Here is a 24598-nt window from a genome sequence, read left to right on the forward strand (position 1 = left end):
GTCTTGCCATGGTCAACGTGACCAATCGTGCCGATGTTCACATGAGGCTTAGTGCGCTCGAATTTACCTTTTGCCATGTGATGTCTCCATTTCCTGCTCGCCCATGCGGGCTTTGAATTGCGTTACCGCGGCAGCTCTTTCGAGTTACGCGTACTTTTTCTGGACTTCCTGGGCGACCGCGGTCGGAACCGGCTCGTAGTGATCGAACTGCATCGTGTAGGCCGCGCGGCCCTGGCTCATCGAGCGCAGGTTGTCGACGTACTTGAACATGTTGGCGAGCGGCACCATCGCGTTGATGACGACGGCCACGCCACGCGCTTCCTGGCCCTGGATCTGGCCACGACGGCCGTTCAGGTCGCCGATGACGCTGCCGACATAGTCTTCCGGCGTCACGACCTCGACCTTCATGATCGGCTCGAGCAGCTGCACGCCAAGCTTGGGTGCGGCTTCACGGAAGCAGGCACGGGACGCGATTTCGAAGGCCAGGACCGAAGAGTCGACGTCGTGGTAGGCGCCGTCGATCAGCGTCGCCCTGACGCCGATCATCGGGAAGCCCGCGAACGGACCAGCGCCCATGACGCTCTGGATGCCCTTCTCGACGCCTGGAATGTACTCCTTCGGCACGGCGCCGCCGACGATCTTGGACTCGAACACGAAGTCTTCGCCCTCGGCATTCGGCTCGAACACAACTTTCACGCGAGCGAACTGGCCGGTACCGCCGGTCTGCTTCTTGTGGGTGTAATCCTGCTCGTGCTTGCGGGTGATCGTCTCGCGATAGGCCACCTGCGGAGCGCCGACATTGGCTTCGACCTTGAACTCGCGGCGCATGCGGTCGACGATGATGTCGAGGTGCAGTTCGCCCATGCCGGAGATGATGGTCTGGCCGCTTTCCTCGTCGGTCTTGACGCGGAAGGACGGATCCTCGGCAGCCAGGCGATGAAGGGCGAGGCCCATCTTTTCCTGGTCGTTCTTGGTCTTCGGCTCGATGGCGATCTGGATGACCGGATCGGGGAATTCCATGCGCTCGAGGATGACCGGGTGCAACGGATCACACAGCGTGTCGCCAGTGGTCGTATCCTTGAGGCCTGCCAGGGCAACGATGTCGCCGGCGAAAGCTTCCTCGACGTCGGCGCGCGAATTCGCATGCATCTGCAGCATGCGGCCGATGCGCTCTTTCTTGCCCTTGACGGTGTTGTCAACGGAGACGCCCTTGGTGAGCTTGCCTGAATAGATACGGGCAAAGGTCAACGAACCGACGAACGGGTCGTTCATGATCTTGAAGGCGAGCATCGAGAGCGGCTCGTTGTCATCCGCATGACGCTCGATCTCGGCATCGGTCTTGGCATCGACACCCTTGATGGCGGGAACGTCCGCCGGCGACGGCAGGTATTCGACAACGGCGTCGAGCAGCGGCTGCACGCCCTTGTTCTTGAAAGCCGAGCCGCAGAACATCGGGTAGAACTTGACCGCGATCGTGCCCTTGCGGATCAGCGAACGGATCTCGTCATTCGACGGCATCTTGCCTTCGAGGTAGTTCTCGAGGGCCGTCTCGTCCATTTCGACGGCGGCTTCGATCATCTTCTCGCGGTATTCCTCGGCACGAGCCTTGAGGTCGGCCGGGATCTCGACGATGTCCCAGGCAGCGCCCAGGGTCTCGTCACGCCAGACAAGCGCGTTCATCTCGACGAGGTCGACGACACCCTTGAACTCGGTCTCGGCACCGATCGGCAGCTGCATGACGACAGCCTGCGCGCCGAGGCGCGAGCCGATCATCTCGACCGAGCGATAGAAGTCGGCGCCGATCTTGTCCATCTTGTTGCAGAAGATCATGCGCGGCACGCGGTACTTGTCGGCCTGGCGCCAGACGGTTTCCGTCTGCGGCTCGACACCGGCGTTGGCGTCGAGCAGCGCGATGGCGCCGTCGAGCACGCGCAGCGAACGCTCGACTTCAATGGTGAAGTCAACGTGTCCGGGAGTGTCGATGATGTTGAAGCGGTGCATCTTGCCGTCGCGACCCTTCCAGAAGGTCGTGGTCGCGGCGGACGTGATGGTGATGCCGCGTTCCTGCTCCTGCTCCATCCAGTCCATGGTGGCAGCGCCGTCGTGCACTTCGCCGATCTTGTGCGACTTGCCCGTGTAATAGAGGACGCGCTCGGTGGTCGTCGTCTTGCCGGCGTCAATATGCGCCATGATACCGAAATTGCGGTAGTCTTCGATTTTGTATTCGCGGGCCATCGTAGCTGCCTCTCAGTCCTGTTCGCGCTTTACCAGCGGTAGTGTGCGAAAGCGCGGTTGGCTTCAGCCATCTTGTGGGTGTCTTCACGCTTCTTGACGGCGGTGCCGCGGTTGTTGGCCGCGTCCATCAGCTCGCCCGAGAGGCGGTCGACCATGGTGGTCTCGTTGCGGTTGCGAGCAGCCGCGATCAGCCAACGGATGGCCAATGCCTGGCGGCGCTCGGGACGCACGTCGACCGGAACCTGGTAGGTGGCGCCGCCGACGCGACGCGAACGCACTTCCACATGCGGCGCGACATTGTCGAGCGCCTGATGGAAGACGGTGACCGGCTCCTGCTTGGTCTTCGACTGGACCTGGTCGAGCGCGCCATAGACGATGGTCTCGGCGACCGACTTCTTGCCGTCATACATGACGGCATTCATGAACTTGGTAACGATCAGATCGCCGAACTTCGGGTCCGGATTGATCTCACGCTTTTCTGCACTGTGACGACGCGACATGGCTTTTGTCTCTCAATCTCGTAGCCCGACGCATTGAAGCAGCGCCAGGGCCGGAAAATCTTACTTCGGACGCTTTGCGCCGTACTTCGAACGGCGCTGCTTGCGGTTCTTCACGCCCTGCGTGTCGAGCACGCCGCGGATGATGTGGTAGCGGACGCCCGGAAGATCCTTGACGCGGCCGCCGCGGATCATCACCACGGAGTGCTCCTGAAGGTTGTGACCTTCGCCGGGGATGTAACCGATCACTTCAAAACCATTGGTCAGGCGGATCTTGGCCACCTTGCGCAGCGCCGAGTTCGGCTTCTTCGGCGTCGTTGTATAGACGCGCGTGCAGACGCCCCGCTTCTGCGGGTTCTGCTGCATGGCCGGGACCTTGTTGCGCTTCACCGGCGCAATGCGCGGCTTGCGGATCAGCTGGTTGACGGTAGGCATTAAACCCTCTTGTCTCTCAATTCCGTGTCTCGCCCGGTCAGGGCCGCTCAAAGCGTCATTTCCATACGCAAATTCGGGCCACAAACCGCGCCTCGCGGTCTTGCCCGAACAAATGGCAGAGGAAGCGGAAGCCGCTTCATGCACGCCGGAAATGTCTTTTCGCTCGTAAAACGAACCCTGTTTGAAGCAAACTCCAAAGCGTGTCGCTTCGGAAAGGAGAGCCTCACATCGGTTCTGACTGGCCGGCTTCTACTCGCAAGCCCGCGAAGCGTCAACCCCGCAACGGCAAATATTGCATTGAAGCCCTGGCTTGGCAGCCATGCGAAAACCGCATGTAATTTTCTTTCGCCAGTTTGCAAGGGCGAGGAAGAAAGTGACCGGTTTTTGGCTTTTGCGCGACCTCGCTTCATGCGAAAAGCCGCCTGAGCAACTCAAAATCCCCTCGCCTGCCCTTTGCCAGGAGGAATCAGTCCGTGAACGACAATGAAGAACGCCCGGTCACCATCATTACCGGCCGGGTGTGGAAGCGCAAAGGCGGCAAAGCGGAGGGGGTGCATGTCATGCTGGTCGCTCCCGATGACGATTCGGCGGTGCGCCGCGCTCTCGAATCGCTTGCCGCGGAAGGTTACGCGGAGGCCGAGCTCGACCAGATCGGCGACATGGAAGGCGTACCCGATGACGAGCCGCACCTGTCGGCCTACCAAGGCGCGCTCGAAGGCGAAGTGTCGATCGTCACCTTCGACGAGCCGATCTGAGAATCATGTCCGGACGCGGCTGACGTCGGCCAGGCCGATGCTCCATCCATTGCAACTTGCCAGGCTATCGTCTCACGCCTGGAAAAAATCTGCCCTTCCCATCTCGGAGCCCCCATGTCCTCGAACAGCAATCCCATCAAGATAGGCATTGTCGGCGTCGGCAAGATCGTGCGCGACCAGCACCTGCCGGCCCTGGCGAAGGACCAGAACTATCGCCTCGCCGCCGCGGCAAGCCGGCACGGCAAGGTCGACGGCATCCCGAATTTTCCCACCATCGAGGCGATGCTTGACGCAGTGCCGGAGCTCGACGCCGTCTCGCTCTGCATGCCACCGCAATTCCGTTACGATGCCGCGCGCACCGCGATCGAGGCGAAGAAGCATGTCTTCCTGGAAAAGCCGCCGGGCGCCACGGTCAGCGAGGTCGAGGATCTGAAGGTGCTGGCCGCGAAAAACGGCGTCTCCCTGTTCGCCAGCTGGCACTCGCGCTATGCGCCGGCGGTGGAGGCCGCGCGCAGCTTTCTCGCATCGACCCGGATCCGCTCGGCTGCGATCGTCTGGAAGGAAGATGTGCGCCGCTGGCATCCGAACCAGGACTGGATCTGGTCACCGGGCGGCTTTGGTGTCTTCGATCCCGGCATCAACGCGCTGTCGATCGTGACCCACATCCTGCCGGCGATGTTCATCACGTCGGCCGTGCTCGACTTTCCCGAAAACCGCGCTGCCCCGGTCGCGGCGCAAGTCACCTTCCGCACCTCGAATGGATTGCCGGTGACGATGGACCTCGACTGGCTGCAGACTGGCCCGCAAAGCTGGGACATCCTGGCCGACACGGATGCGGGCAAGATGGTGCTTTCCGGCGGAGGCTCGAAGCTCGCCATTGACGGCCGCGTCGTCCATGACGAGCCGGAGGCGGAATACCCGATGCTCTACAAGCGTTTCGCCGAGATCGTGCGCGCCGGCGCCTCGGACGTCGATCTCGCGCCGCTGCAGCATGTCGCCGACGCCTTCATGCTCGGCAAGCGCAACGTGGTCGATGCGTTTTTTGACTGAACAGGGATGCGCCGGCCGACCGTCGCTCGATTTTCAACTGACAATCGCAATCGCAAAGCCATCATAGCCCTTGGCGCCGATTGTCTGGATGGCGGTGCCATCCAGACGCCTGTCGCCGCCGATGAATGAGAACGCTGCCCGGGCGCCCACGACATTGGCGTCATGGCCACCCTTATCGATCACCGCGCCGTCGCGGATGACATTGTCGCAGATGATCACCGTCCCCGGCCGCGAAAGCCGCATGGCCCAGGACAGGTAGTTCGGGTTGTTCGGCTTGTCGGCATCAATGAAGATGAGATCGAACGGCCCGGCATTCTCAGCGCTTAGCGCCGCAAGCGACTGAAGGGCCGGCCCGACCCGCAACTCCACGCGCTCCGACACGCCGGCACGGACAAAATTAGACCCCGCGACCTTGGCGTGGTGCGGATCGAGTTCAAGCGTCACGACCTTGCCGTCCATGGGCAACGCTCGCGCCATCCAGATCGTGGAGTAACCGCCCAGCGTGCCGATTTCGAGGATCTTCTTCGCTCCCTGAATTCGCGCGAGGAGCGAAAGCAGCTTGCCCTGCGCCGCCGAGACGTCGATCGGCGGCAAACCTTGGTCACGATTGGTCGCCAGGACAGCGTCGAGGGCGGGATCCGCCTCGAGCAGGGCATCAACGATGTAGTCATCGACAGCGGCCCAGGTTTTCCTGCTCATCGTTTTCTTCTCCGATCGAAAGCCGAAACGCGAAAGGTGGGACCCAGTGGGCCCTCTTACCGTCATGGATACCAACTTCGCCGCGCCCCGGAAAACAAAAAGGCCGCCGGGTTGCCCCGACGGCCCTGTTGCCTGAGATTTCCGAGAGCGGTTCATCGTTTCAAGGAAACGCCGAACCGCTCTATCTTTTGTTGTGGCGCAATTCCGGACGGAAAACCGCTTTGCACTTTTCCTGGAACTGCTCCCGCCGCGCTTACTGCGCGGCGGTTGTCATATCGGCCAGCATCGGCTCGGCGACTTCCACACCGGAGGCCTTGCGGCGCTCGTCGATGATCAGTTCGTCGCGCGAGGTGGCGATGCGCCGGATCTGGCTCATCGTGCCGCCCGTACCGGCCGGGATCAGCCGGCCGACGATGACGTTTTCCTTCAAGCCCTGCAGCATGTCGGTCTTGCCGGCAACCGCGGCTTCCGTCAGCACCCTGGTCGTCTCCTGGAAGGAGGCGGCCGAGATGAAGGACGGCGTCTGCAGCGAGGCCTTGGTGATGCCGAGCAGCACCGGCTGGCCTTCGGCCGGCTTCTTGCCGTCCTCGATCAGACGCTCGTTGACCTCTTCCAGCTCGATCACGTCGACGTGGTCGCCCGGAATGTAGGTCGAGTCGCCCTGCGTGGTGATCTCGACCTTCTGCAGCATCTGGCGGACGATCACCTCGATGTGCTTGTCGTTGATCGACACGCCCTGCAAGCGATAGACTTCCTGGATCTCGTTCACGAGGTAGGACGCAAGTGCCTCCACGCCCTTGATCGCCAGGATGTCGTGCGGCGCCGGATTGCCGTCGAGGATGTAGTCGCCCTTCTCGATGACGTCGCCGTCCTGGAGATGGAACGGCTTGCCCTTCGGGATCAGGTATTCGACCGGCTCGAGCGTCGAGTCATGCGGCTCGATGATGATGCGGCGCTTGTTCTTGTAGTCGCGGCCGAAGCGGATCGTGCCATCGATCTCGGCGATGATGGCGTGATCCTTCGGACGACGTGCCTCGAACAGTTCGGCAACACGCGGCAGACCGCCGGTGATGTCCTTGGTCTTGGCGCTTTCCATCGGGATACGCGCCAGCACGTCGCCGGGACGAACCTGCGCACCCGGCTCGACCGAGAGAATGGCCTCGACCGAGAGCAGGAAGCGGGCATCGCCGCCCTTCGACAGCTTGCCGACCTTGCCCTTGGCGTCCAGGATGGCGATCGCCGGCTTCAGGTCGTTGCCGCGCGGCGTCGAACGCCAGTCGATGACCTCACGCTTGGTGATGCCGGTCGACTCGTCGGCCGTTTCCTGAACGGAAATGCCGTCGACCAGATCCTCGTACGACACCTTGCCCTCGATTTCGGTGAGGACAGGGCGGGTGTAGGGATCCCACTCCGCGATACGCTGGCCACGCTTCACCTTGTCGCCATCGTCCACGAAGATGCGCGAACCATAGGTGACACGGTGCGTGGCGCGCTCCTTGCCGGCTTCGTCGAGGATCAGCACCGCCATGTTGCGGCCCATGACCATCTGCTGGCCGTCGGAGTTGCGCACCACGTTGCGGTTGCGGATCTCGACCTTGCCCTCATAGGAGGCTTCAAGGAACGAAGAGTCCACCACCTGCGCGGTACCGCCCATGTGGAAGGTACGCATGGTGAGCTGGGTGCCCGGCTCGCCGATCGACTGCGCCGCGATGACGCCGACGGCTTCACCCTGGTTGACCGGGGTGCCGCGCGCCAGATCGCGTCCGTAGCAGACCGCGCACACGCCAACCCTGACCTCGCAGGTCAGTGCCGAGCGGATGCGGACCGACTGGACGCCGGCCTTTTCGATCTGCTCCACGTCGCGCTCGTCCATCAGCGTTCCGGCCTTGACCAGCAGGTCGCCGGTCACCGGATGGTTGATGTCGTCGAGCGCGGTGCGGCCCAGCACGCGCTGGCCGACCGAAGCAACGACCTGACCGGCATCGACGATCGGCTGCATGGTGAGGCCCTTGTCGGTGCCGCAATCCACGGAGTTGACGATGCAGTCCTGCGCCACGTCGACCAGGCGGCGAGTGAGGTAACCCGAGTTCGCCGTCTTCAAGGCGGTATCGGCCAGACCCTTGCGGGCGCCGTGGGTCGAGTTGAAGTACTCGAGCACGGTCAGGCCTTCCTTGAAGTTCGAGATGATCGGCGTCTCGATGATTTCACCCGACGGCTTGGCCATCAGGCCGCGCATGCCGGCGAGCTGACGCATCTGGGTGGGCGAGCCACGCGCACCGGAGTGCGACATCATGTAGATCGAGTTCATCGGCTTCTGACGGCCATTGTCCTCGAACTCGACCGCCTTGATGCGGGCCATCATTTCGTCGGCGACCTTTTCCGAGCACTTGGCCCAGGCGTCGACGACCTTGTTGTACTTCTCGCCCTGGGTGATCAGGCCGTCATTGTACTGCTGCTCGTATTCCTTGGCCAAAGCCTCGGTGTCGGAGACCAGCTTGATCTTGGTATCCGGGATCAGCATGTCGTCCTTGCCGAACGAAATGCCGGCACGGCAGGCGTGAGCGAAACCGAGCGCCATGATGCGGTCGCAGAAAATGACCGTCTCCTTCTGACCGCAATGGCGGTAGACGGTGTCGATCATCTTGGAGATGTTCTTCTTGGTCATCTCCTGGTTGGCGGTCTCGTAAGGCACGTTGACGTTCTTCGGCAGAAGCTCGCCGATGATCATGCGGCCAGGCGTGGTGTCGTGGATCTTCGACACGACCTTGCCTTCGGCGTCGACCGTGCGGAAGCGACCCTTGATCTTGGCGTGCAGGGTCACCGCCTTGGTCTCGAGCGCATGCTGGAGTTCGCCCATATCGGCAAACACCATGCCCTCGCCCGGCTCGTTCTGGTTGACGATCGAGAGATAGTAGAGACCCAGAACCATGTCCTGCGACGGCACGATGATCGGCGCGCCGGAAGCCGGGTGCAGGATGTTGTTGGTCGACATCATCAGCACGCGGGCTTCAAGCTGCGCTTCCAAGGACAGCGGCACGTGAACAGCCATCTGGTCACCGTCGAAATCCGCGTTGAAGGCCGTGCAGACCAGCGGATGCAGCTGGATCGCCTTGCCTTCGATCAGGATCGGCTCGAACGCCTGGATGCCGAGGCGGTGCAGGGTCGGCGCGCGGTTCAACAGCACCGGATGCTCGCGGATAACCTCGTCGAGGATATCCCAGACCTCCGGACGCTCCTTCTCGACCAGCTTCTTCGCCTGCTTGACGGTCGAGGAATAACCCTTGGCGTCAAGACGGGCGTAGATGAAGGGCTTGAACAGTTCGAGCGCCATCTTCTTCGGCAGGCCGCACTGGTGCAGCTTGAGCTCCGGACCGGTGACGATGACCGAACGGCCGGAATAGTCGACGCGCTTGCCGAGCAGGTTCTGGCGGAACCGGCCCTGCTTGCCCTTGAGCATGTCGGACAGCGACTTCAGCGGACGCTTGTTGGCGCCGGTGATGACGCGGCCGCGACGGCCGTTGTCGAACAGCGCATCGACGGCTTCCTGCAGCATGCGCTTTTCATTGCGCACGATGATGCCGGGAGCGCGCAGCTCGATCAGCCGCTTCAGACGGTTGTTGCGGTTGATGACGCGGCGATAGAGGTCGTTCAGATCCGACGTGGCGAAACGTCCACCATCCAAGGGAACCAGCGGGCGCAGGTCCGGCGGGATCACCGGAACCACCTTCATGATCATCCATTCCGGACGGTTGCCGGATTCCATGAAGTTCTCGACGACCTTGAGCCGCTTCAGATACTTCTTCTGCTTGAGCTCGGACGTGGTCGAAGCCAGTTCCGAACGCAGGTCGCCGGCGATCTTCTCCAGGTCCATGCCGGCCAGGAGGTCATGAATGGCCTCGGCGCCGATCATGGCGGTGAAAGAATCCTCGCCATATTCGTCGACGGCGATCATGTACTCTTCCTCGCTGAGCAGCTGGTGCTCCTTCAGCGCGGTGAGGCCAGGCTCGGTGACGATGTAGTTCTCGAAGTAGAGGACGCGCTCGATATCCTTCAGCGTCATGTCGAGCAGCGTGCCGATGCGCGAGGGCAGCGACTTCAGGAACCAGATGTGAGCGACGGGAGCGGCGAGCTCGATATGGCCCATGCGCTCGCGGCGGACGCGCGACAGCGTGACTTCGACGCCGCACTTCTCGCAGATGACGCCCTTGTATTTCATGCGCTTGTACTTGCCGCACAGGCACTCATAGTCCTTGATCGGGCCAAAAATGCGCGCGCAGAACAGACCGTCACGCTCCGGCTTGAAGGTGCGGTAGTTGATGGTCTCCGGCTTCTTGATCTCGCCGAACGACCAGGACAGAATCTTCTCAGGGCTGGCCAGTGAGATCCGGATGGAATCGAACACCTGCGCAGGCGCCTGCGGATTGAAGAGATTCATGACCTCTTGGTTCATGCCGTTCTCCTTTTCGGGGTCCTCGAAAACCCCTTGCATCTAGTCGCGGGCCAAACGCCCGCCGCCTTTGTCGGCCACTGGCCGACGAATTGGTTTGGCGCGCCACAACTTCGTGCGGCGCGCCGTAGCCTTACTCAGCCGCGTCGGGCAGCCGAACCGGGGCGTCGTCGAGCTTGGTGTTCTCCAACTCGACATTGAGGCCAAGCGACCGCATTTCCTTGACGAGCACGTTGAAGCTCTCGGGAATGCCGGCCTCGAACGTGTCGTCGCCGCGCACAATCGCCTCGTAGACCTTGGTGCGGCCGGCGACGTCGTCCGACTTCACCGTCAGCATTTCCTGCAGCGTGTAGGCGGCGCCATAGGCTTCCAGCGCCCAGACCTCCATTTCGCCGAAGCGCTGGCCACCGAACTGCGCCTTGCCGCCCAGCGGCTGCTGGGTGACGAGCGAGTACGGACCGATCGAACGCGCGTGGATCTTGTCGTCCACCAGGTGGTGAAGCTTGAGCATGTAGATATAGCCCATCGTCACCTTGCGATCGAACGGCTCGCCCGTGCGTCCGTCATAGAGTTGCGACTGACCTGATGTGTGCAGGCCCGCCTGCTCCAGCATGATGTTGATGTCAGCCTCGTGTGCGCCGTCGAACACCGGGGTCGCGATCGAGACGCCGCGGCGCATCTGCTCGCTGAGGCGAACAATGCTCTCGTCGTCATATTCGCGAACCGGCTCGTTGCGGTCGTTGGCCGGCATGAAGCTCTCGAGCGTCTTGCGCAGCGGCTTGATGTCGCCGGCCGCCTTGTACGTGTCGATCAGCTCGCCGATCTTCTTGCCCATGCCTGCGCAAGCCCAGCCCAGATGCGTTTCCAGGATCTGGCCGACATTCATGCGGCTCGGCACACCCAGCGGGTTGAGCACGATATCGGCATGCGTGCCGTCCTCGAGGAAAGGCATGTCCTCGACCGGAACGATGCGCGACACGACACCCTTGTTGCCGTGACGGCCGGCCATCTTGTCGCCCGGCTGCATCTTGCGCTTCACCGCCACGAAGACCTTGACCATCTTCATGACGCCCGGAGGCATTTCGTCGCCGCGCTGCACCTTCTCGACCTTGTCCATGAAGCGCTGTTCGAGCGCCTTCTTGGAGTCGTCGTACTGGCCACGCAGGGCTTCCAGTTCGCTCTGGAGCTTTTCGTTCTCCACGGCAAACTGCCACCACTGCGAACGCGGATACTCGTCGAGCGTATCCTTGGACAGCGTCGAGCCCTTCTTGAAGCCCTTCGGTCCGGCAATCGCTTCCTTGCCGACGAGCACGTCGGAAAGACGCGCGTAGACGTTGCGGTCCAGGATGGCCTGCTCGTCGTCACGGTCCTTTGCGAGGCGTTCGATCTCCTCGCGCTCGATCGCCATGGCGCGCTCGTCCTTCTCCACACCGTGGCGATTGAACACGCGCACCTCGACGACGGTGCCGAAAGTGCCCGGAGGCATGCGCATCGAGGTGTCGCGCACGTCGGAAGCCTTTTCGCCGAAGATGGCGCGCAGAAGCTTCTCTTCCGGCGTCATCGGGCTTTCGCCCTTCGGCGTGATCTTGCCGACCAGGATGTCGCCCGGCTGCACTTCCGCGCCGATGTAGACGATGCCGGCTTCATCGAGGTTCTTCAGCGCTTCTTCCGAAACGTTCGGAATGTCGCGCGTGATTTCCTCCGGACCGAGCTTGGTATCGCGCGCCATGACCTCGAACTCCTCGATATGGATCGAGGTGAAGACGTCGTCGGCGACGATGCGCTCGGAGAGCAGGATCGAGTCCTCGTAGTTGTAGCCGTTCCACGGCATGAACGCGACCAGCACGTTGCGGCCGAGCGCCAGATCACCGAGCTCCGTCGACGGACCGTCGGCGATGATGTCACCCTTGTTGACCCGGTCACCCATACGCACCAGCGGACGCTGGTTGATGCAGGTGTTCTGGTTCGAACGCTGGAACTTCATCAGCCGGTAGATATCGACGCCGGACTTGCCCGGATCGAGATCCTCGGTGGCGCGGATAACGATACGCGTCGCATCCACCTGGTCGACGATGCCGCCGCGGCGGGCGCCGATGGCGGCGCCCGAGTCACGGGCGACGATCGGCTCCATGCCGGTGCCGACGAACGGCGCCTCGGCACGCACCAGCGGCACGGCCTGACGCTGCATGTTCGAGCCCATCAGCGCGCGGTTGGCGTCGTCGTTCTCGAGGAACGGGATCAGGGCCGCGGCCACCGACACCATCTGCTTGGGCGAAACGTCCATCAGGTCGACGTTTTCGCGCGGCGCCATCATCACTTCGCCGGCACTGCGGCAAATGACGAACTCGTCGACGAAGCCGCCATTCTTGTCGAGCTCGGCGTTGGCCTGCGCGACATGGTGCTTGGCTTCTTCCATCGCCGAGAGATAGACGACGTCATTGGTCAGCTTGCCGTCGACGATCTTGCGGTACGGGCTCTCGATGAAACCGTACTTGTTGACGCGTGCGAAGGTGGCCAGCGAGTTGATCAGGCCGATATTCGGGCCTTCCGGCGTCTCGATCGGGCAGATACGGCCGTAATGCGTCGGGTGCACGTCGCGCACCTCGAAGCCGGCACGCTCGCGGGTCAGACCGCCCGGTCCAAGCGCCGACAGGCGGCGCTTGTGGGTGATCTCCGACAGCGGGTTGGTCTGGTCCATGAACTGCGACAGCTGCGAGGAGCCGAAGAACTCGCGCACGGCGGCGGCCGCCGGCTTGGCGTTGATCAGGTCCTGCGGCATGACCGTGTCGATCTCGATCGAGGACATACGCTCCTTGATCGCGCGCTCCATGCGCAGCAGGCCGACGCGGTACTGGTTCTCCATCAGCTCGCCGACAGAACGCACGCGGCGGTTGCCGAGATTGTCGATGTCGTCGATCTCGCCCTTGCCGTCGCGCAGTTCGACCAGCGTCTTGACCACGGCCAGGATGTCGTCCTTGCGCAGCACGCGCACGGTGTCCTCGGCCTTGAGTTCGAGGCGCATGTTCATCTTGACGCGGCCGACAGCCGACAGGTCATAGCGCTCGCTGTCGAAGAACAGCGAGTTGAACATGGCTTCGGCGGTCTCGAGCGTCGGCGGCTCGCCCGGGCGCATGACACGGTAGATGTCGAACAGTGCGTCCTGGCGGCTCTCGTTCTTGTCGACGGCGAGCGTGTTTCTGATATAGGCGCCGACATTGACGTGGTCGATGTCGAGGATCTTGATCTCCTGCTCGCCTGTGCCGAGCAGCACCTTGAGCGTCTTTTCGTCGATCTCGTCGCCGGCCTCGAGGAAAATCTCGCCGGTGGCGTAGTTGACGATGTCCTCGGCCAGATAGTTGCCGAGCAGATCCTCGTCGGTTGCCTTGATCGCCTTGAGGCCCTTTTCGCCAAGCGCCCTGGCCTGGCGGGCGGTGATCTTCTTGCCTTGCTCGACAACGATCTCGCCCGTGTCGGCATCGACCAGGTCGCCGACGGCCTTGAGGCCGCGGAAGCGCTCGACGTTGAACGGAATGCGCCAGTGGTCGCCGGCGCGCACATAGCTGATCTTGTTGTAGAAGGTCGACAGGATCTCTTCGCCGTCCATGCCGAGCGCCATCAGCAGCGACGTCACCGGAATCTTGCGGCGGCGGTCGATGCGGGCGTGCACGACGTCCTTGGAATCGAACTCGATGTCGAGCCAGGAGCCGCGATAAGGAATGACGCGCGCGGCGAACAGAAGCTTGCCCGACGAGTGCGACTTGCCCTTGTCGTGGTCGAAGAAGACGCCCGGCGAACGGTGCATCTGCGAGACGATGACGCGCTCGGTGCCGTTGACGATGAAGGTGCCGTTCAAGGTCATGAGCGGCATGTCGCCCATGTAGACGTCCTGCTCCTTGATGTCCTTGATCGACTTGGCGCCTGTATCCTCGTCAATATCGAACACGATGAGGCGCAGCGTCACCTTCAGCGGCGCAGCATAGGTCAGGTCGCGCTGACGGCATTCGTCAACGTCGAATTTCGGTCCTTCGAACTCGTACTTCACGAACTCCAGCATCGAGGAGCCGGAAAAATCGGAGATCGGGAAGACCGACTTGAAAACAGCCTGCAGTCCCTCGTCCGGACGCCCGCCCTTGGGCTCGTCCACCATCAGGAATTGGTCATAGGATGCCTTCTGAACCTCGATCAGGTTCGGCATCTCCGCAACTTCCGGAATTTTTCCGAAGAACTTGCGTACGCGTCTGCGGCCATTGAAAGTCTGGGTCTGGGCCATCGTCGCTCCTTAGCTCTAAACTCGGGGCGGACCTCGCCGCGGTCCGCCTTGCATACCGAGCCGCCTGGGCGGCGGCTCTCTGTCTGTTCTCCGTCCGCCCAACGAATTGCTTGTCGGCGGCCGGCTAAAACGGGAGAAAACCCGTTTCCTGAAGGCCGGTTGCGGCCCTCAGGAAAGAGGTTCTCGTACATCTCGCGCTACGCGTCCTCCCTCCAGGCAAAGGGAGTGGCGGACGGCGCGAGGCCGCCCGCCGCTTTTACGCTTACTTCAGGTCGACCTTGGCGCCGGCTGCTTCCAGCTGGGCCTTGAACTTGTCAGCGTCGGCCTTGGAAACGCCTTCCTTGACCGGCTTCGGAGCCGCTTCGACCAGATCCTTGGCTTCCTTGAGGCCAAGACCGGTGATGGCGCGGACTTCCTTGATGACGTTGATCTTCTGAGCGCCAGCGTCGGTGAGGACGACGTCGAATTCCGTCTTTTCCTCGACCGGAGCAGCAGCAGCGGCAGCGCCGCCGGCAGCGGCAACCGCCACCGGAGCAGCAGCCGAAACGCCCCACTTTTCTTCCAGAAGCTTCGACAGCTCGGCCGCCTCGAGGACGGTCAGCTTCGAAAGGTCGTCTACGATCTTTGCGAGATCAGCCATTGTTGTATTCCTTCGTTAGGTTCGAACGTGTGTTTTTGATAGCGAGGAACGGCCTCATGCCGCCTCGTCCTTCCGGGCGTAAGCGCCGATGACGCGCGCGACCGAGGCCGCTGGCGCATTGACGATCTGGGCGATCCGGGTTGCCGGCGTGGCGATCATGCCAACCAACCTGGCGCGCAGCTCATCGAGCGACGGAAGTGTGGCGAGTGCCTTCACACCGTCGGCGTTGAGCGAGGTGGTGCCCATAGCGCCTCCGAGAATGACAAGCTTGTCATTTCCCTTGGCGAAATCGGACGCGACCTTCGGCGCCGCAATCGGATCCTCCGAATAAGCAATCAGCGTCTGTCCCTTGAACAGATCGATGATCGATGCGGAGTCCGTGCCCTGAAGAGCGATTTTGGCGAGACGGTTCTTCGCGACTTTAACGGTGCCACCGGCAGCGCGCATTTTCGACCGAAGGTCGTTCATTTGCGCGACGGTGATACCGGCATAGTGGGCCACGACGACTGAACCTGCGTTTCCGAACGCTTCGTTCAGGCCCGTGACGAGTTCGCGTTTTTCCGCTCTGTCCACTGCCTATCTCCAGTTGACCCCTGCCCTATTTCGAGGACAGGCGTCGGGTTGCCTTTTGCCGGCCGGGCCATCCAGTAACGGATCTCCCGAACGACGCTCGAGGATCCTGCCCCCTTTCGCCACACCGCCGGCAAGCCGACGATGCGCAGACAAAAGGCAAACACGGTTCGAACCTTTCATTGGAGCACTTGCTCCGTTGTCGGGTCTTCACCCGTCTCATGCAGGCCCACATGAATTAAGGCTTTTGGGCCGCCTGCAATCTCGGACAGGATGTCCGGAAGCCTTTCGACTTCCGGCACCGGGCCCAGGATAAATCCGGGGCCCGGAATTCAGTCACGGATCGGCCTTCCAGCGGCCGATCCAAATGGTCTTAATCAGGACGCAGCGAGCGTCGCGACGTCGAGCTTGAGGCCCGGGCCCATCGTCGAGGTGACCGACACCTTCTTGACGTAGTTGCCCTTGGCGCCAGCCGGCTTTGCCTTGGTCACCGCATCGGCGAAGGCACGGATGTTCTCTTCGAGCGCCTTGACGTCGAACGAGACCTTGCCGACGCCGGCATGAACGATGCCGGCCTTCTCGACACGAAACTCGACCGCGCCGCCCTTCGATGCCTTGACGGCGGCGGCGACGTCGGTGGTGACGGTGCCGACCTTCGGGTTCGGCATCATGCCGCGCGGGCCGAGCACCTTGCCGAGACGGCCGACCAGCGGCATCATGTCCGGCGTGGCGATGCAGCGATCGAAATCGATCGTGCCCTTCTGGACGATGTCGACCAGGTCCTCAGCACCAACGATGTCGGCGCCGGCGGCCTTGGCTTCCTCGGCCTTGTCGCCACGGGCGAACACGGCGACACGAACCGAACGGCCGGTGCCGTTCGGCAGATTGACCACGCCGCGGACCATCTGGTCGGCATGGCGCGGGTCGACGCCGAGGTTCATGGCGACTTCGACGGTCTCGTCGAACTTGACCGAGGAACGGTCCTTGAGCAGCTTCAGCGCTTCACCCAGGGCATAAGCCTTGTTGGGATCAATGCCTTCGCGGGTCTTCGATACACGCTTTGCAATCTTTGCCATGATCTCAGCCCACCACTTCCAGACCCATCGAGCGGGCGGAGCCCTCGACCATGCGCATGGCCGCCTCGACGTCGTTTGCGTTCAGATCCTTCATCTTGGCGGTCGCGATTTCGCGCACCTTGTCGCGCGAAACGGTGCCAGCCTTGACCTTGCCCGGCTCCTTCGAGCCCGACTTCAGGTTCGCGGCCTTCTTCAGGAAGTAGCTCACCGGCGGCGTCTTCATGACGAAGGTGAACGACTTGTCCTGGTAGTAGGTGATGACAACCGGAACCGGCGATCCCTTTTCCATTTCCTGGGTCTGCGCGTTGAACGCCTTGCAGAACTCCATGATGTTGATGCCACGCTGACCAAGCGCCGGGCCGATCGGGGGCGACGGCGTAGCCGAACCCGCGGAGACCTGGAGCTTGAGCTGGCCTGCAATTTTCTTAGCCATCTCTTTTCCTGCCTTTGTTTATGCCGGTCCCACCATCAGGGAAACACCGGCGGTTGCAGTCTGGTGGTGCGGTTCGCGTGGCCGGCTAAAGCCACATTCGCCTCCCACCGTTCTCAGGCCGTGCGTTTCCGCACCGCCTCCCCCGATCGCCGAACCGGCATCGCCGGCCCAACATCGGGGATTTCGGATCAGCCCTTTTCGACCTGTCCGAATTCCAGATCGACGGGCACGGCGCGCCCGAAGATCGAAACTTCCACCTTGAGCCGCGCCCGCTCCTCGTCCACTTCCTGGACGAAACCGTTGAACGACGCGAAAGGACCATCCGAAACGCGGATCGCCTCGCCGATCTCGAACGTGACCGAGGGCTTCGGCCGCTCGACGCCTTCCTGCACCTGGTTCAGGATGCGCTGCGCTTCCGCCTCGGTGATCGGCACCGGCTTGGAGTCACCGAGAAAGCCGGTGACCTTCGGCGTGTTCTTCACCAGGGAAAACACGGCATCGGTCAGGTTGGCCTTCAGGAGCACGTAGCCCGGGAAGAACTTGCGCTCGGCATCGACCTTGCGGCCACGACGAACCTCGACGACCTTCTCGGTCGGAACCACGATCTGCTCGATATCGGCGGACAGGCCCTTCTGCTTGGCCTTGTTCTCGATGTCCTCGGCGACCTTCTTTTCAAAGTTCGAATAAGCGTGGACGATGTACCAGCGCGCAGCCATTTTTTTAGACTTCTCCGTAATCGCCGGACTTAGCGTCCAATGCCCAGAATCTGTTCGATCGCGAGGCCCATCAACTGATCGGCGCTAAAGAAAAAGATCATCGCAATCACAGCGAAGGCCAGAACCATCACCGTCGAGATCATCGTTTCGCGCCGCGACGGCCAAGTCACCTTGGCGGTCTCCGAGCGAACCTGCTGGAGAAAGACGAAAGGATTTGTGGTTTTCGAAGCCATATGCCGCCTGTCTTCAAGACCCGTTGGCCGGGCCTCCTGGATGATCCCGCTGGCCGGGACGTGCCGCCTGAGCCCAGTCTCACGCCGAATCAGCGCAATCACTTCGCCCATGCAAATCAGACGCGTAAAGCCGGCTTCCCAGCTTCACGCGTCGCGTGCCTGTTCCGTCTACATAAAACCGATTCTTGATCCACGCAAGTGGCAAGTGTCCGCTTTATGACCAAACGCCGCCTCGGAACCATCCAGTCGTTCCGTCCCGGCTATGGCGCCCTTATGCCCCAATCGGGCTAATATGGCAAGCGTGTCGCCGATTTTCAAAGGGCGGCCCGCGGAAATATCGTTTCTGGCAGCCATTTCGGAAATGAGACCGGCAGCAGGGCTCGAGCCTACGACCTCTGGTTTTGGAGCCAAATTAGCCTTTGCCGCATCTCGTTGCGCCATGGCGACGATGAGCTACCGCCCTTGCGATCAGAATTGCGTTCGGAGACCGAAATTGGCCTTGAGGATGTAGCTGTTGCCGAAACCACGGAACGGCGCGTTGCCGGAGAACTCGCCATAGAAGGTGAGATCCTTGCGCCAGCTTACGCTCGCACCGAGGCCGAGTTCGCCCCACAGCCGGTCGTCGGCATTGATGATGGGTGTCCCCGCGACCAGAGTGCGCGTGCCGTCGAGCCATTCATAGCTGACATTGGCGATTCCGTAGATGTGGCTGCGGCCACCTTCCCAGGCGCCCTGATGATCGAGCGCGACGCCCCAGCGCGTTTTCAGGCTGTCGTTCCTGCCGGCGGCCACGTCGGCACCCGACGGATCAACGAAGTGATCGAACCGCAAATTGGAATAGACGATCTGGAATTGCGGCGTAATGCCAACGTGCTCGCCGAACAAAATCCGCTTGCCCGCTTCGATGCTGAACGCCTCGCCGCTGCCGCCATTGTCGTGGGTGAGCGAGCCGAGAAGTTCAGAATTGAGGTCGCTGCCATAGCGGTTGAGCTGCGTCTGACCGTCGACATAGAAGCCCGTGACACCATACCAGGTCAAAGTCGCGCCAAAGCCGTAGCCGTCGGTTTTCACTGCACCATTGCCGAACGCCGAGTTGATCCGGCTGTTGGCCTCGCCATAGGAGACGTTGACGCCTGCCACCAGACGCCCGCTCGTGTCGCTATCGACAAGCACCCGATCGACACCCGCCTGCGTCTTCCAGGTATCGATGTCCTGATCCAAACCAGTCGCCGACACCGCGGCATTGTTGAAGCGCCCGTGGACGCCTTCCGCTCGGCCCCAAATTCCATTGCCGTCGCCATTGGCGCCGGGGCCCCAGACACGGTTGCCGACACGTTGCTGCAGCGTCGGGAGAGTGTTGAGCGACTGCAGATTGGAGCCATAGGCCTCGTAAACCGGCACGCCGGGCTGATAGAGCGGCCCGCCGGGACCGCCCAGGGAGGAACGCAGATACCAGTCGCCATCCAAGGGAGTAGAGACGCCGCCCTGATAGAGGCGATAGGCATAAGCGCCGGCTATCACCGCCGGTGCACCCTGGAAGACGTAGTTGCTGTCGAGCACGAAAGCACCGTTGGACGCACCCGTCACTTCGACGATCTTGATGCCTTCCACCGTCGGCGCGCCAGGGCCGCCACGGTTGATGATGCTGACATGCGTAACGCCTGAAGTCGTGCCGTTCACCGCAAGGCGGCTGGTCTGCGAGCTGTCGTCGCCCAGAACGGTCGCGATTTCGAGGCGTCCGCCAGTGCTGACATAATCGCCCTGGACGGTGAGCGTGCCCATGGCATTGCCATAGCCCGGCGTGACGACGCCAGTATTGACGACATTGCCCACGCCGCCCGTGCCGACGAGCCGTCCGCCGGTGTCGACCAGCATGTTGCCGCCCAGCACGCCGTTCACGGCCAGGGTGCCGGCCGACACGGTCGATGCGCCGGTAAAGCCGGAACTGTCCCCGGTCAGCGTCAGTTGACCGAGGCCGAGCTTGTTGAAGTTCGACGAACCGGAAAAATCCGTGCCGATGCCGATGTCGTGCCCGTTGGTATCGAACCAGGCTCCTCCGGCTGCCACACTCAGTGCCGTGAAGCCGTTCAGGAAATCCGCTTCATCCCGGTTCGCACGCAGAATGCCGCCGTTGAGGTCGAGTATAGCGGTGGCGCCGGCTCCCTTGATCACGGAGCCGGTTTCGACAACGCCGCGTCCGGTGGCGTCGCCGTCGAGATGGAGCGTTCCAGTGGCTGTGCTGCCGTTGGCTATATGAACATCGGTACCGACGCTTACGAAGCCACCTTTTCCAACGGTCATCGTGCCGTCGCCATCGTAGCCGACATCGATGCGGTCGGTCGCGGTCAAGCTTGAGACGCTGCCCGTGCTGCTCGAGACATTGACAGTGCCCGTGCCGCCGTTCGTGTAGCCGATATAGACAGAGGCAGCGCCGCCTCCAGTTGCGCTCGTGGCCACCGCGGCGCCGTCCGCGACGTTGAGTGTACCGCTGCCGGAGAAACCCACGTAAATATTGTTGGCGGCGTTCCAGGCCGAGGCATTGCCGTTGATGTCGCGACCCGAGACGGTGGCCGTGCCTTCGCTACCGCTCCCGTAGCCGATAGAAGCCTGTCCACTGTTCACCAGCCCGCCATCCAGGATGTCGAGCTTGTTGCCTATGCCGCCGCTACCAACATAAATCTGGTTGGTAATGTTCAGGGTCGAGGCATGTTGGTCGATGTCGCGGCCCGTGACCGCAACCATGCCAGTGCCGGTGCCATTGCCATCGCTATTGTTGCCGATGACGACCAATGCACTGTTCACGATCCCGCCATCCTGGATAGCGAGCGAGGCCTTGCCGTTGTCGCCGACATAAAGCGTGCCTGTATTGGTCCATGTCGAGGCGTGACCGCTACCGTCGTGGCCCGAGACAGTGACATCGCTTTGGCTGGCGGCCGCGACGCCGATATAGCCGTAAGCATTGCTCACCTGGCCGCCATTTCCGATATTGAGCGTGCCGTTGCCATCCTGACCGACAACGAGGTCACCGTTATTGGTCCAGGTCGAGGCATTGCCGCCACCGTCGGTGCCCGAGACGGTGACCGTCCCTTGGCCACCATAGCCGATAAAGCCAGTGTCATTGGTGACGGTGCCGCCATTCTGGATGTCCAGCGTGCCTGTGGCGATATTACCGACAACGAGATCGGCCCCGACCGTCCAATCCGGCGTTTGAATGGTGGTTGCGTCCGGCGATAGATCACCGGTGCCTGACACCGACTGCGCGGACGCCGGCCGCATGCCGGCAATCGCGGTGACGAGTGTGATGATTGCCGTGGTCAAAAACAAGGATCGGCGGAAGCCGACCGTATTGGCGCCGTCCTTTGCCGTGCATCTCATCCCTTGCGCCGCTCCCCGCCAAGCCCCCGCTTCACCATAGAAGTGCGACGCACCCGGCAAAGCCCGAGTCAATGACCGCTCGAATCATTGCCATGCAGCGCGTACGTGCAGCAATGCTGCTCGATAGCCATCAAATACGGTCGAGTGGATTGGCGATCGCCGTGGCCGGCCCTCGTCATTCAGGTCGAAATACCAATCCTCGGCCCAATCCTTGGCCTGGCAAGACTTCTTCCTTGATGCTGACCCGGCGGTTCTTGGCTTCGACATACCTCGAACGGTGCCAAATCGGGCTGTCGTTACGCCTATGGACGTGGACCTTGCCTTCGAGAATCGAATGTTCTTCCGCTATCGCCAGGCACTCCCTGCGCGCGTTCAAGTTTGTGCAAGAGATGTGTAAGGCGGCTTGAGGCGTCCTTGCCAAGCAAGACGATCTCTAAATGCCTGATTTCCCTTGGGAAATGGCACGGGCAGCAGGGCTCGAACCTACGACCTGCGGTTTTGGAGACCGCCGCTCTACCAACTGAGCTATGCCCGTATCGTGCGCGCCTCGGCGCAGCAGGGGTTTCCTAAAAGCTTCCGAGCTCTCTGTAAAGAGTGGTTTGCACGCAAACGCGCCTTCATCCCCTTGCCGGAAATCCGGACCACCGATGACTGGCCGCCGCTTCGGCCTGTTCGCAACGGTTGCGACTAAGATTTCCCGGCCGGCGGCTTGTATGGCCCGCCAGGCACGCCCCAGCCCCAGGCCGGCATCGGTTCGGTTTCCGGATCGCAGGTCTCGCCGAGATTGGAGTTCATCTTCGCCAGCCGCGATCCCCATTCGACATAGCCCATGAAGGCCGAACGGAATTCGGGATCGTCGGGCAGACCAACGGCATCGGCTGCATCGGCGAGCAGGTTGATCCAGCGGCGGCGCTGCTCTTCGGTCAAATGCTTGCCCAGATGATGCATGACCATCTCCCGGTGGCCGCCGAACTTTTCGCTGTAGGTCTTCGGTCCGCCAAAGACCTCGCCGATGAAGGCCGCGACGTGGGCGGGATGGTCTGGCGACATGGCCTTGAACACCGGCCCGACGACCGGGTCCTTTGCCACCTTGTCATAAAAGGTCTGTGTCAGCCGGTTCAGTGCATCGCTGCCGCCGGCCCATTCGTAAAGTGTCGGAACGTCCTTGCGCATGGCGGTCGCCTTGTCCTCGATCGCCAGACGGTAGCGGAAAGACCCGACCGGCCTCAACCTGCCTCGATGGCCAGTTCAACACACGCGGCGTTACAATTTGGCCGGCATGTCGGCTTCGGCGTTGGCTGACGGGACGAGCCGGCAATTGTCCGGCCTCGGAACCGACCGGCATATGGTGGCGCCCGTCAGTTCGTCGGCGGACTGAGGCCCGGTCGCCAGCCCGAATTTCAGTATCGCCTGCTGATAGAGCTGCCGTTTGGATGAGGAGAGCTGCATGGCGGCGAACAGGCCGGGTCCGATCGCCATCTCCTCGAGATACGCCTTGACCTTATCGCCAAGCCCAACTGAACTCACGCTGAGGCGCACGGCAGGCCCGATGAAACGCCTGACGCCACCGGCAACCATGATCGGACAGGCCGAAGCGCATTCGCTCTCGGATTCAATGGTCAGCCCGCTATGGACGCCATCCTTGGCCAGGCACTCCGCCGAGGGATCGCAATCCGCGAAATCCGTGTGGGCGACAACGACATCGAGCTTGCGTTCCCGGATCAGCCTGCCGGCGGCGAGCGCGCTCTCGACATCGCCGCCCTGCGAGTTGATGACGATAGGCAGCCGCCGGCCGGCGATGGCATCGAGGGCCTGTCTAAGCTTTTCCGGCGTCTGCGCGGTGATCGAGCCCTCCGCCGAGATCCATTCCGGACAGTCGGGATTGCAGAGCGGGTTGCTGCCGCGGACAAGCACGAAGCGCATGTCGGCCTCCTTCGGCGTCGTGGCCTCGACCGGCGCAGCGAGAGTGGGTTTTGCCTGGGCGGTCGGGAGATTGGCCGGCGTCGCCTCTTTGTCAGCCGGTATCTCCCGGCAATTCGCCGGCATCGGGTTTGCCTTGCAGATGGCTCCCCCGGTGAAAAGCTCGACGCTGTCGAGGGAGGTTACGAGGTTCATGCGGAGCATGTTTTCGAGAACCAGCTGATGGATTTCACTGGCCGGCGTGTTCTTCATCGTTGTGAAGACGCCTTCGCCTATCCCCATCCCCTGCAAATAGGCCGAAAGCCTCTTCTCGACCGCCTTGCTCATTTCGTAGGTCTTGTAGCTGCCCGCGTTCTTGCGGCTGACGACCTTGGTGCTGATGATCTTCTTCTTGCCGTTCACGATCCGATAGGTCGTCCGGTAGAGCAGCTTCTCGCGCCTGTAGGTGGTGGTGACCTGATGAACGCCGAGATAAGCGAAATCCCCGACAACGCGGCGGACACCGCCGGAAAACATCAGCGGGCAAGCGGAATTGCACATGGCGCCGCTGTCATAGGCCATGCCAAAATATTCGGCACCCTTGCCCTGGTTGTCCCTGCAATTCTTCATCTGCGGCTCGCAGCCGGAAAACACAGTCGTGCCGACGGCGATATCGAGCTTGTTCTTGCGGATCATCTGGCCGAGCGTCACCGCAGCATCGACGTTACCGCCAGGGGAATTGACGACCACCGGCAATTGCCGGCCCTTGAGCGCCTTGAGTGTGCGCTTGAGCAACGACGGCGTGCCCGCGTCGATGGTGCCTTCCGCCGATATCCATTCCGGGCAATTGGGCTCGCAGCCCGGCGCGTTGCTGCGCACGACGGCAAACCGCATCGGGGGGATATCCAGCGACTGCTCCTGCGCCAGCGCCGGCGGGACAGCAAAGACCACGGCCACCAACAGCACGAGACGGACCAGTGCCCGCCATGCCTTCCCATCGAAACAGCGCCCTGGAACCACTCTTCGGCAAGCTCCCGCAATGCAATCTATACTAGTTGGCGCGATGGCGCTTGCAACAGCTTTGAAATGACCACGGCTGGCGGCTGTCCCGGGCTGCCCGGAAACGAAAAAGGGCGGCCCGAAGACCGCCCTTTCCTTGTCGATCCGGCTAATGCCGGTGCCGATTATTCCTTGATGGTGACGACGATGCCGGCACCGACGGTGCGGCCGCCTTCACGGATGGCGAAGCGCAGCTTCTCTTCCATGGC

The 24598-nt window shown here is 62.0% G+C and carries 17 protein-coding genes, 1 tRNA gene and 2 pseudogenes; 2 read left to right on the plus strand and 18 right to left on the minus strand.

Annotation, left to right across the window (positions count from 1 at the left end):
- From FJ977_RS35495 to rpsL, 4 genes and pseudogenes are all read right to left on the minus strand, one after another.
- A pseudogene (locus FJ977_RS35495) lies at window positions 1-77 on the minus strand (elongation factor Tu); the annotation flags it as partial.
- A gap of 67 nt (window positions 78-144) precedes the next feature.
- Window positions 145-2235 (minus strand): elongation factor G, encoded by a 2091-nt coding sequence (gene fusA / locus FJ977_RS35500; protein WP_140777457.1) that lies wholly within the window; start codon window positions 2233-2235, stop codon window positions 145-147.
- Window positions 2236-2264: 29 nt separating this feature from the next.
- Window positions 2265-2735 carry a 30S ribosomal protein S7 gene (gene rpsG / locus FJ977_RS35505; protein ID WP_008875664.1) on the minus strand — a complete coding sequence of 157 codons (471 nt, stop codon included), beginning with the start codon at window positions 2733-2735 and terminating at the stop codon, window positions 2265-2267.
- Window positions 2736-2795: 60 nt separating this feature from the next.
- Window positions 2796-3167, minus strand: coding sequence for a 30S ribosomal protein S12 (gene rpsL / locus FJ977_RS35510; protein WP_006333356.1), 372 nt, complete (start codon window positions 3165-3167; stop codon window positions 2796-2798).
- A gap of 473 nt (window positions 3168-3640) precedes the next feature.
- Here rpsL and FJ977_RS35515 point away from each other — a divergent pair, with 473 nt between their 5' ends.
- On the plus strand, window positions 3641-3922 hold the full coding sequence (locus FJ977_RS35515) for a transcriptional regulator (RefSeq protein WP_140777459.1): 282 nt from the start codon (window positions 3641-3643) through the stop codon (window positions 3920-3922).
- Between the two features lie 114 nt (window positions 3923-4036).
- Window positions 4037-4972, plus strand: coding sequence for a Gfo/Idh/MocA family oxidoreductase (locus FJ977_RS35520; RefSeq protein WP_140777461.1), 936 nt, complete (start codon window positions 4037-4039; stop codon window positions 4970-4972).
- A 33-nt stretch (window positions 4973-5005) separates the two neighbouring features.
- On the opposite strand, the gene FJ977_RS35525 is transcribed toward FJ977_RS35520, so the two are convergent.
- From FJ977_RS35525 to FJ977_RS35590, 14 genes and pseudogenes are all read right to left on the minus strand, one after another.
- Window positions 5006-5671: an O-methyltransferase gene (locus tag FJ977_RS35525; protein WP_140777463.1), complete on the minus strand. Its 666-nt coding sequence runs from the start codon at window positions 5669-5671 to the stop codon at window positions 5006-5008.
- Between the two features lie 253 nt (window positions 5672-5924).
- Entirely contained in the window at window positions 5925-10121 is a 4197-nt protein-coding gene (gene rpoC / locus FJ977_RS35530; RefSeq protein WP_140777465.1) for a DNA-directed RNA polymerase subunit beta', read from the minus strand.
- A gap of 130 nt (window positions 10122-10251) precedes the next feature.
- The gene (gene rpoB / locus FJ977_RS35535) at window positions 10252-14388 is read right to left on the minus strand and encodes a DNA-directed RNA polymerase subunit beta (protein ID WP_140777467.1); all 4137 of its coding nucleotides are present in this window, start codon (window positions 14386-14388) and stop codon (window positions 10252-10254) included.
- Window positions 14389-14650: 262 nt separating this feature from the next.
- Window positions 14651-15028 (minus strand): 50S ribosomal protein L7/L12, encoded by a 378-nt coding sequence (gene rplL / locus FJ977_RS35540; RefSeq protein WP_006202136.1) that lies wholly within the window; start codon window positions 15026-15028, stop codon window positions 14651-14653.
- A gap of 54 nt (window positions 15029-15082) precedes the next feature.
- On the minus strand, window positions 15083-15601 hold the full coding sequence (gene rplJ, locus FJ977_RS35545) for a 50S ribosomal protein L10 (protein ID WP_019857958.1): 519 nt from the start codon (window positions 15599-15601) through the stop codon (window positions 15083-15085).
- Window positions 15602-15975: 374 nt separating this feature from the next.
- Window positions 15976-16674: a 50S ribosomal protein L1 gene (gene rplA, locus FJ977_RS35550; protein ID WP_056568375.1), complete on the minus strand. Its 699-nt coding sequence runs from the start codon at window positions 16672-16674 to the stop codon at window positions 15976-15978.
- Between the two features lie 4 nt (window positions 16675-16678).
- The gene (gene rplK / locus FJ977_RS35555) at window positions 16679-17107 is read right to left on the minus strand and encodes a 50S ribosomal protein L11 (protein ID WP_010909262.1); all 429 of its coding nucleotides are present in this window, start codon (window positions 17105-17107) and stop codon (window positions 16679-16681) included.
- 188 nt (window positions 17108-17295) lie between these two features.
- Window positions 17296-17823 carry a transcription termination/antitermination protein NusG gene (gene nusG, locus FJ977_RS35560; protein ID WP_010909261.1) on the minus strand — a complete coding sequence of 176 codons (528 nt, stop codon included), beginning with the start codon at window positions 17821-17823 and terminating at the stop codon, window positions 17296-17298.
- A 29-nt stretch (window positions 17824-17852) separates the two neighbouring features.
- Window positions 17853-18056: a preprotein translocase subunit SecE gene (gene secE / locus FJ977_RS35565; protein ID WP_010909260.1), complete on the minus strand. Its 204-nt coding sequence runs from the start codon at window positions 18054-18056 to the stop codon at window positions 17853-17855.
- A 468-nt stretch (window positions 18057-18524) separates the two neighbouring features.
- The gene (locus tag FJ977_RS35570) at window positions 18525-21431 is read right to left on the minus strand and encodes an autotransporter outer membrane beta-barrel domain-containing protein (RefSeq protein ID WP_140777469.1); all 2907 of its coding nucleotides are present in this window, start codon (window positions 21429-21431) and stop codon (window positions 18525-18527) included.
- Between the two features lie 459 nt (window positions 21432-21890).
- Window positions 21891-21966, minus strand: a tRNA-Trp gene (locus FJ977_RS35575).
- 152 nt (window positions 21967-22118) lie between these two features.
- Complete coding sequence (locus FJ977_RS35580; RefSeq protein ID WP_140777471.1) at window positions 22119-22604, minus strand: group II truncated hemoglobin; 486 nt, start codon at window positions 22602-22604, stop codon at window positions 22119-22121.
- Window positions 22605-22694: 90 nt separating this feature from the next.
- On the minus strand, window positions 22695-24350 hold the full coding sequence (locus FJ977_RS35585) for a hypothetical protein (RefSeq protein ID WP_140777473.1): 1656 nt from the start codon (window positions 24348-24350) through the stop codon (window positions 22695-22697).
- A 164-nt stretch (window positions 24351-24514) separates the two neighbouring features.
- Window positions 24515-24598 (minus strand): annotated as a pseudogene (locus FJ977_RS35590) (elongation factor Tu); the annotation flags it as partial.

This window comes from Mesorhizobium sp. B2-1-3A (assembly GCF_006442655.1).
Taxonomy (GTDB): Bacteria; Pseudomonadota; Alphaproteobacteria; order Rhizobiales; family Rhizobiaceae; genus Mesorhizobium.

Excerpts from the sequence above, each read along its gene's own strand:
- fusA (WP_140777457.1), bottom strand. The coding sequence starts at position 2,235 with ATGGCCCGCGAATACAAAATCGAAGACTACCGCAATTTCGGTATCATG.
- rpsG (WP_008875664.1), bottom strand. The coding sequence starts at position 2,735 with ATGTCGCGTCGTCACAGTGCAGAAAAGCGTGAGATCAATCCGGACCCG.
- rpsL (WP_006333356.1), bottom strand. The coding sequence starts at position 3,167 with ATGCCTACCGTCAACCAGCTGATCCGCAAGCCGCGCATTGCGCCGGTG.
- FJ977_RS35520 (WP_140777461.1), top strand. The coding sequence starts at position 4,037 with ATGTCCTCGAACAGCAATCCCATCAAGATAGGCATTGTCGGCGTCGGC.
- FJ977_RS35525 (WP_140777463.1), bottom strand. The coding sequence starts at position 5,671 with ATGAGCAGGAAAACCTGGGCCGCTGTCGATGACTACATCGTTGATGCC.
- rpoC (WP_140777465.1), bottom strand. The coding sequence starts at position 10,121 with ATGAACCAAGAGGTCATGAATCTCTTCAATCCGCAGGCGCCTGCGCAG.
- rpoB (WP_140777467.1), bottom strand. The coding sequence starts at position 14,388 with ATGGCCCAGACCCAGACTTTCAATGGCCGCAGACGCGTACGCAAGTTC.
- rplL (WP_006202136.1), bottom strand. The coding sequence starts at position 15,028 with ATGGCTGATCTCGCAAAGATCGTAGACGACCTTTCGAAGCTGACCGTC.
- rplA (WP_056568375.1), bottom strand. The coding sequence starts at position 16,674 with ATGGCAAAGATTGCAAAGCGTGTATCGAAGACCCGCGAAGGCATTGAT.
- rplK (WP_010909262.1), bottom strand. The coding sequence starts at position 17,107 with ATGGCTAAGAAAATTGCAGGCCAGCTCAAGCTCCAGGTCTCCGCGGGT.
- nusG (WP_010909261.1), bottom strand. The coding sequence starts at position 17,823 with ATGGCTGCGCGCTGGTACATCGTCCACGCTTATTCGAACTTTGAAAAG.
- secE (WP_010909260.1), bottom strand. The coding sequence starts at position 18,056 with ATGGCTTCGAAAACCACAAATCCTTTCGTCTTTCTCCAGCAGGTTCGC.
- FJ977_RS35570 (WP_140777469.1), bottom strand. The coding sequence starts at position 21,431 with ATGAGATGCACGGCAAAGGACGGCGCCAATACGGTCGGCTTCCGCCGA.
- FJ977_RS35580 (WP_140777471.1), bottom strand. The coding sequence starts at position 22,604 with ATGCGCAAGGACGTTCCGACACTTTACGAATGGGCCGGCGGCAGCGAT.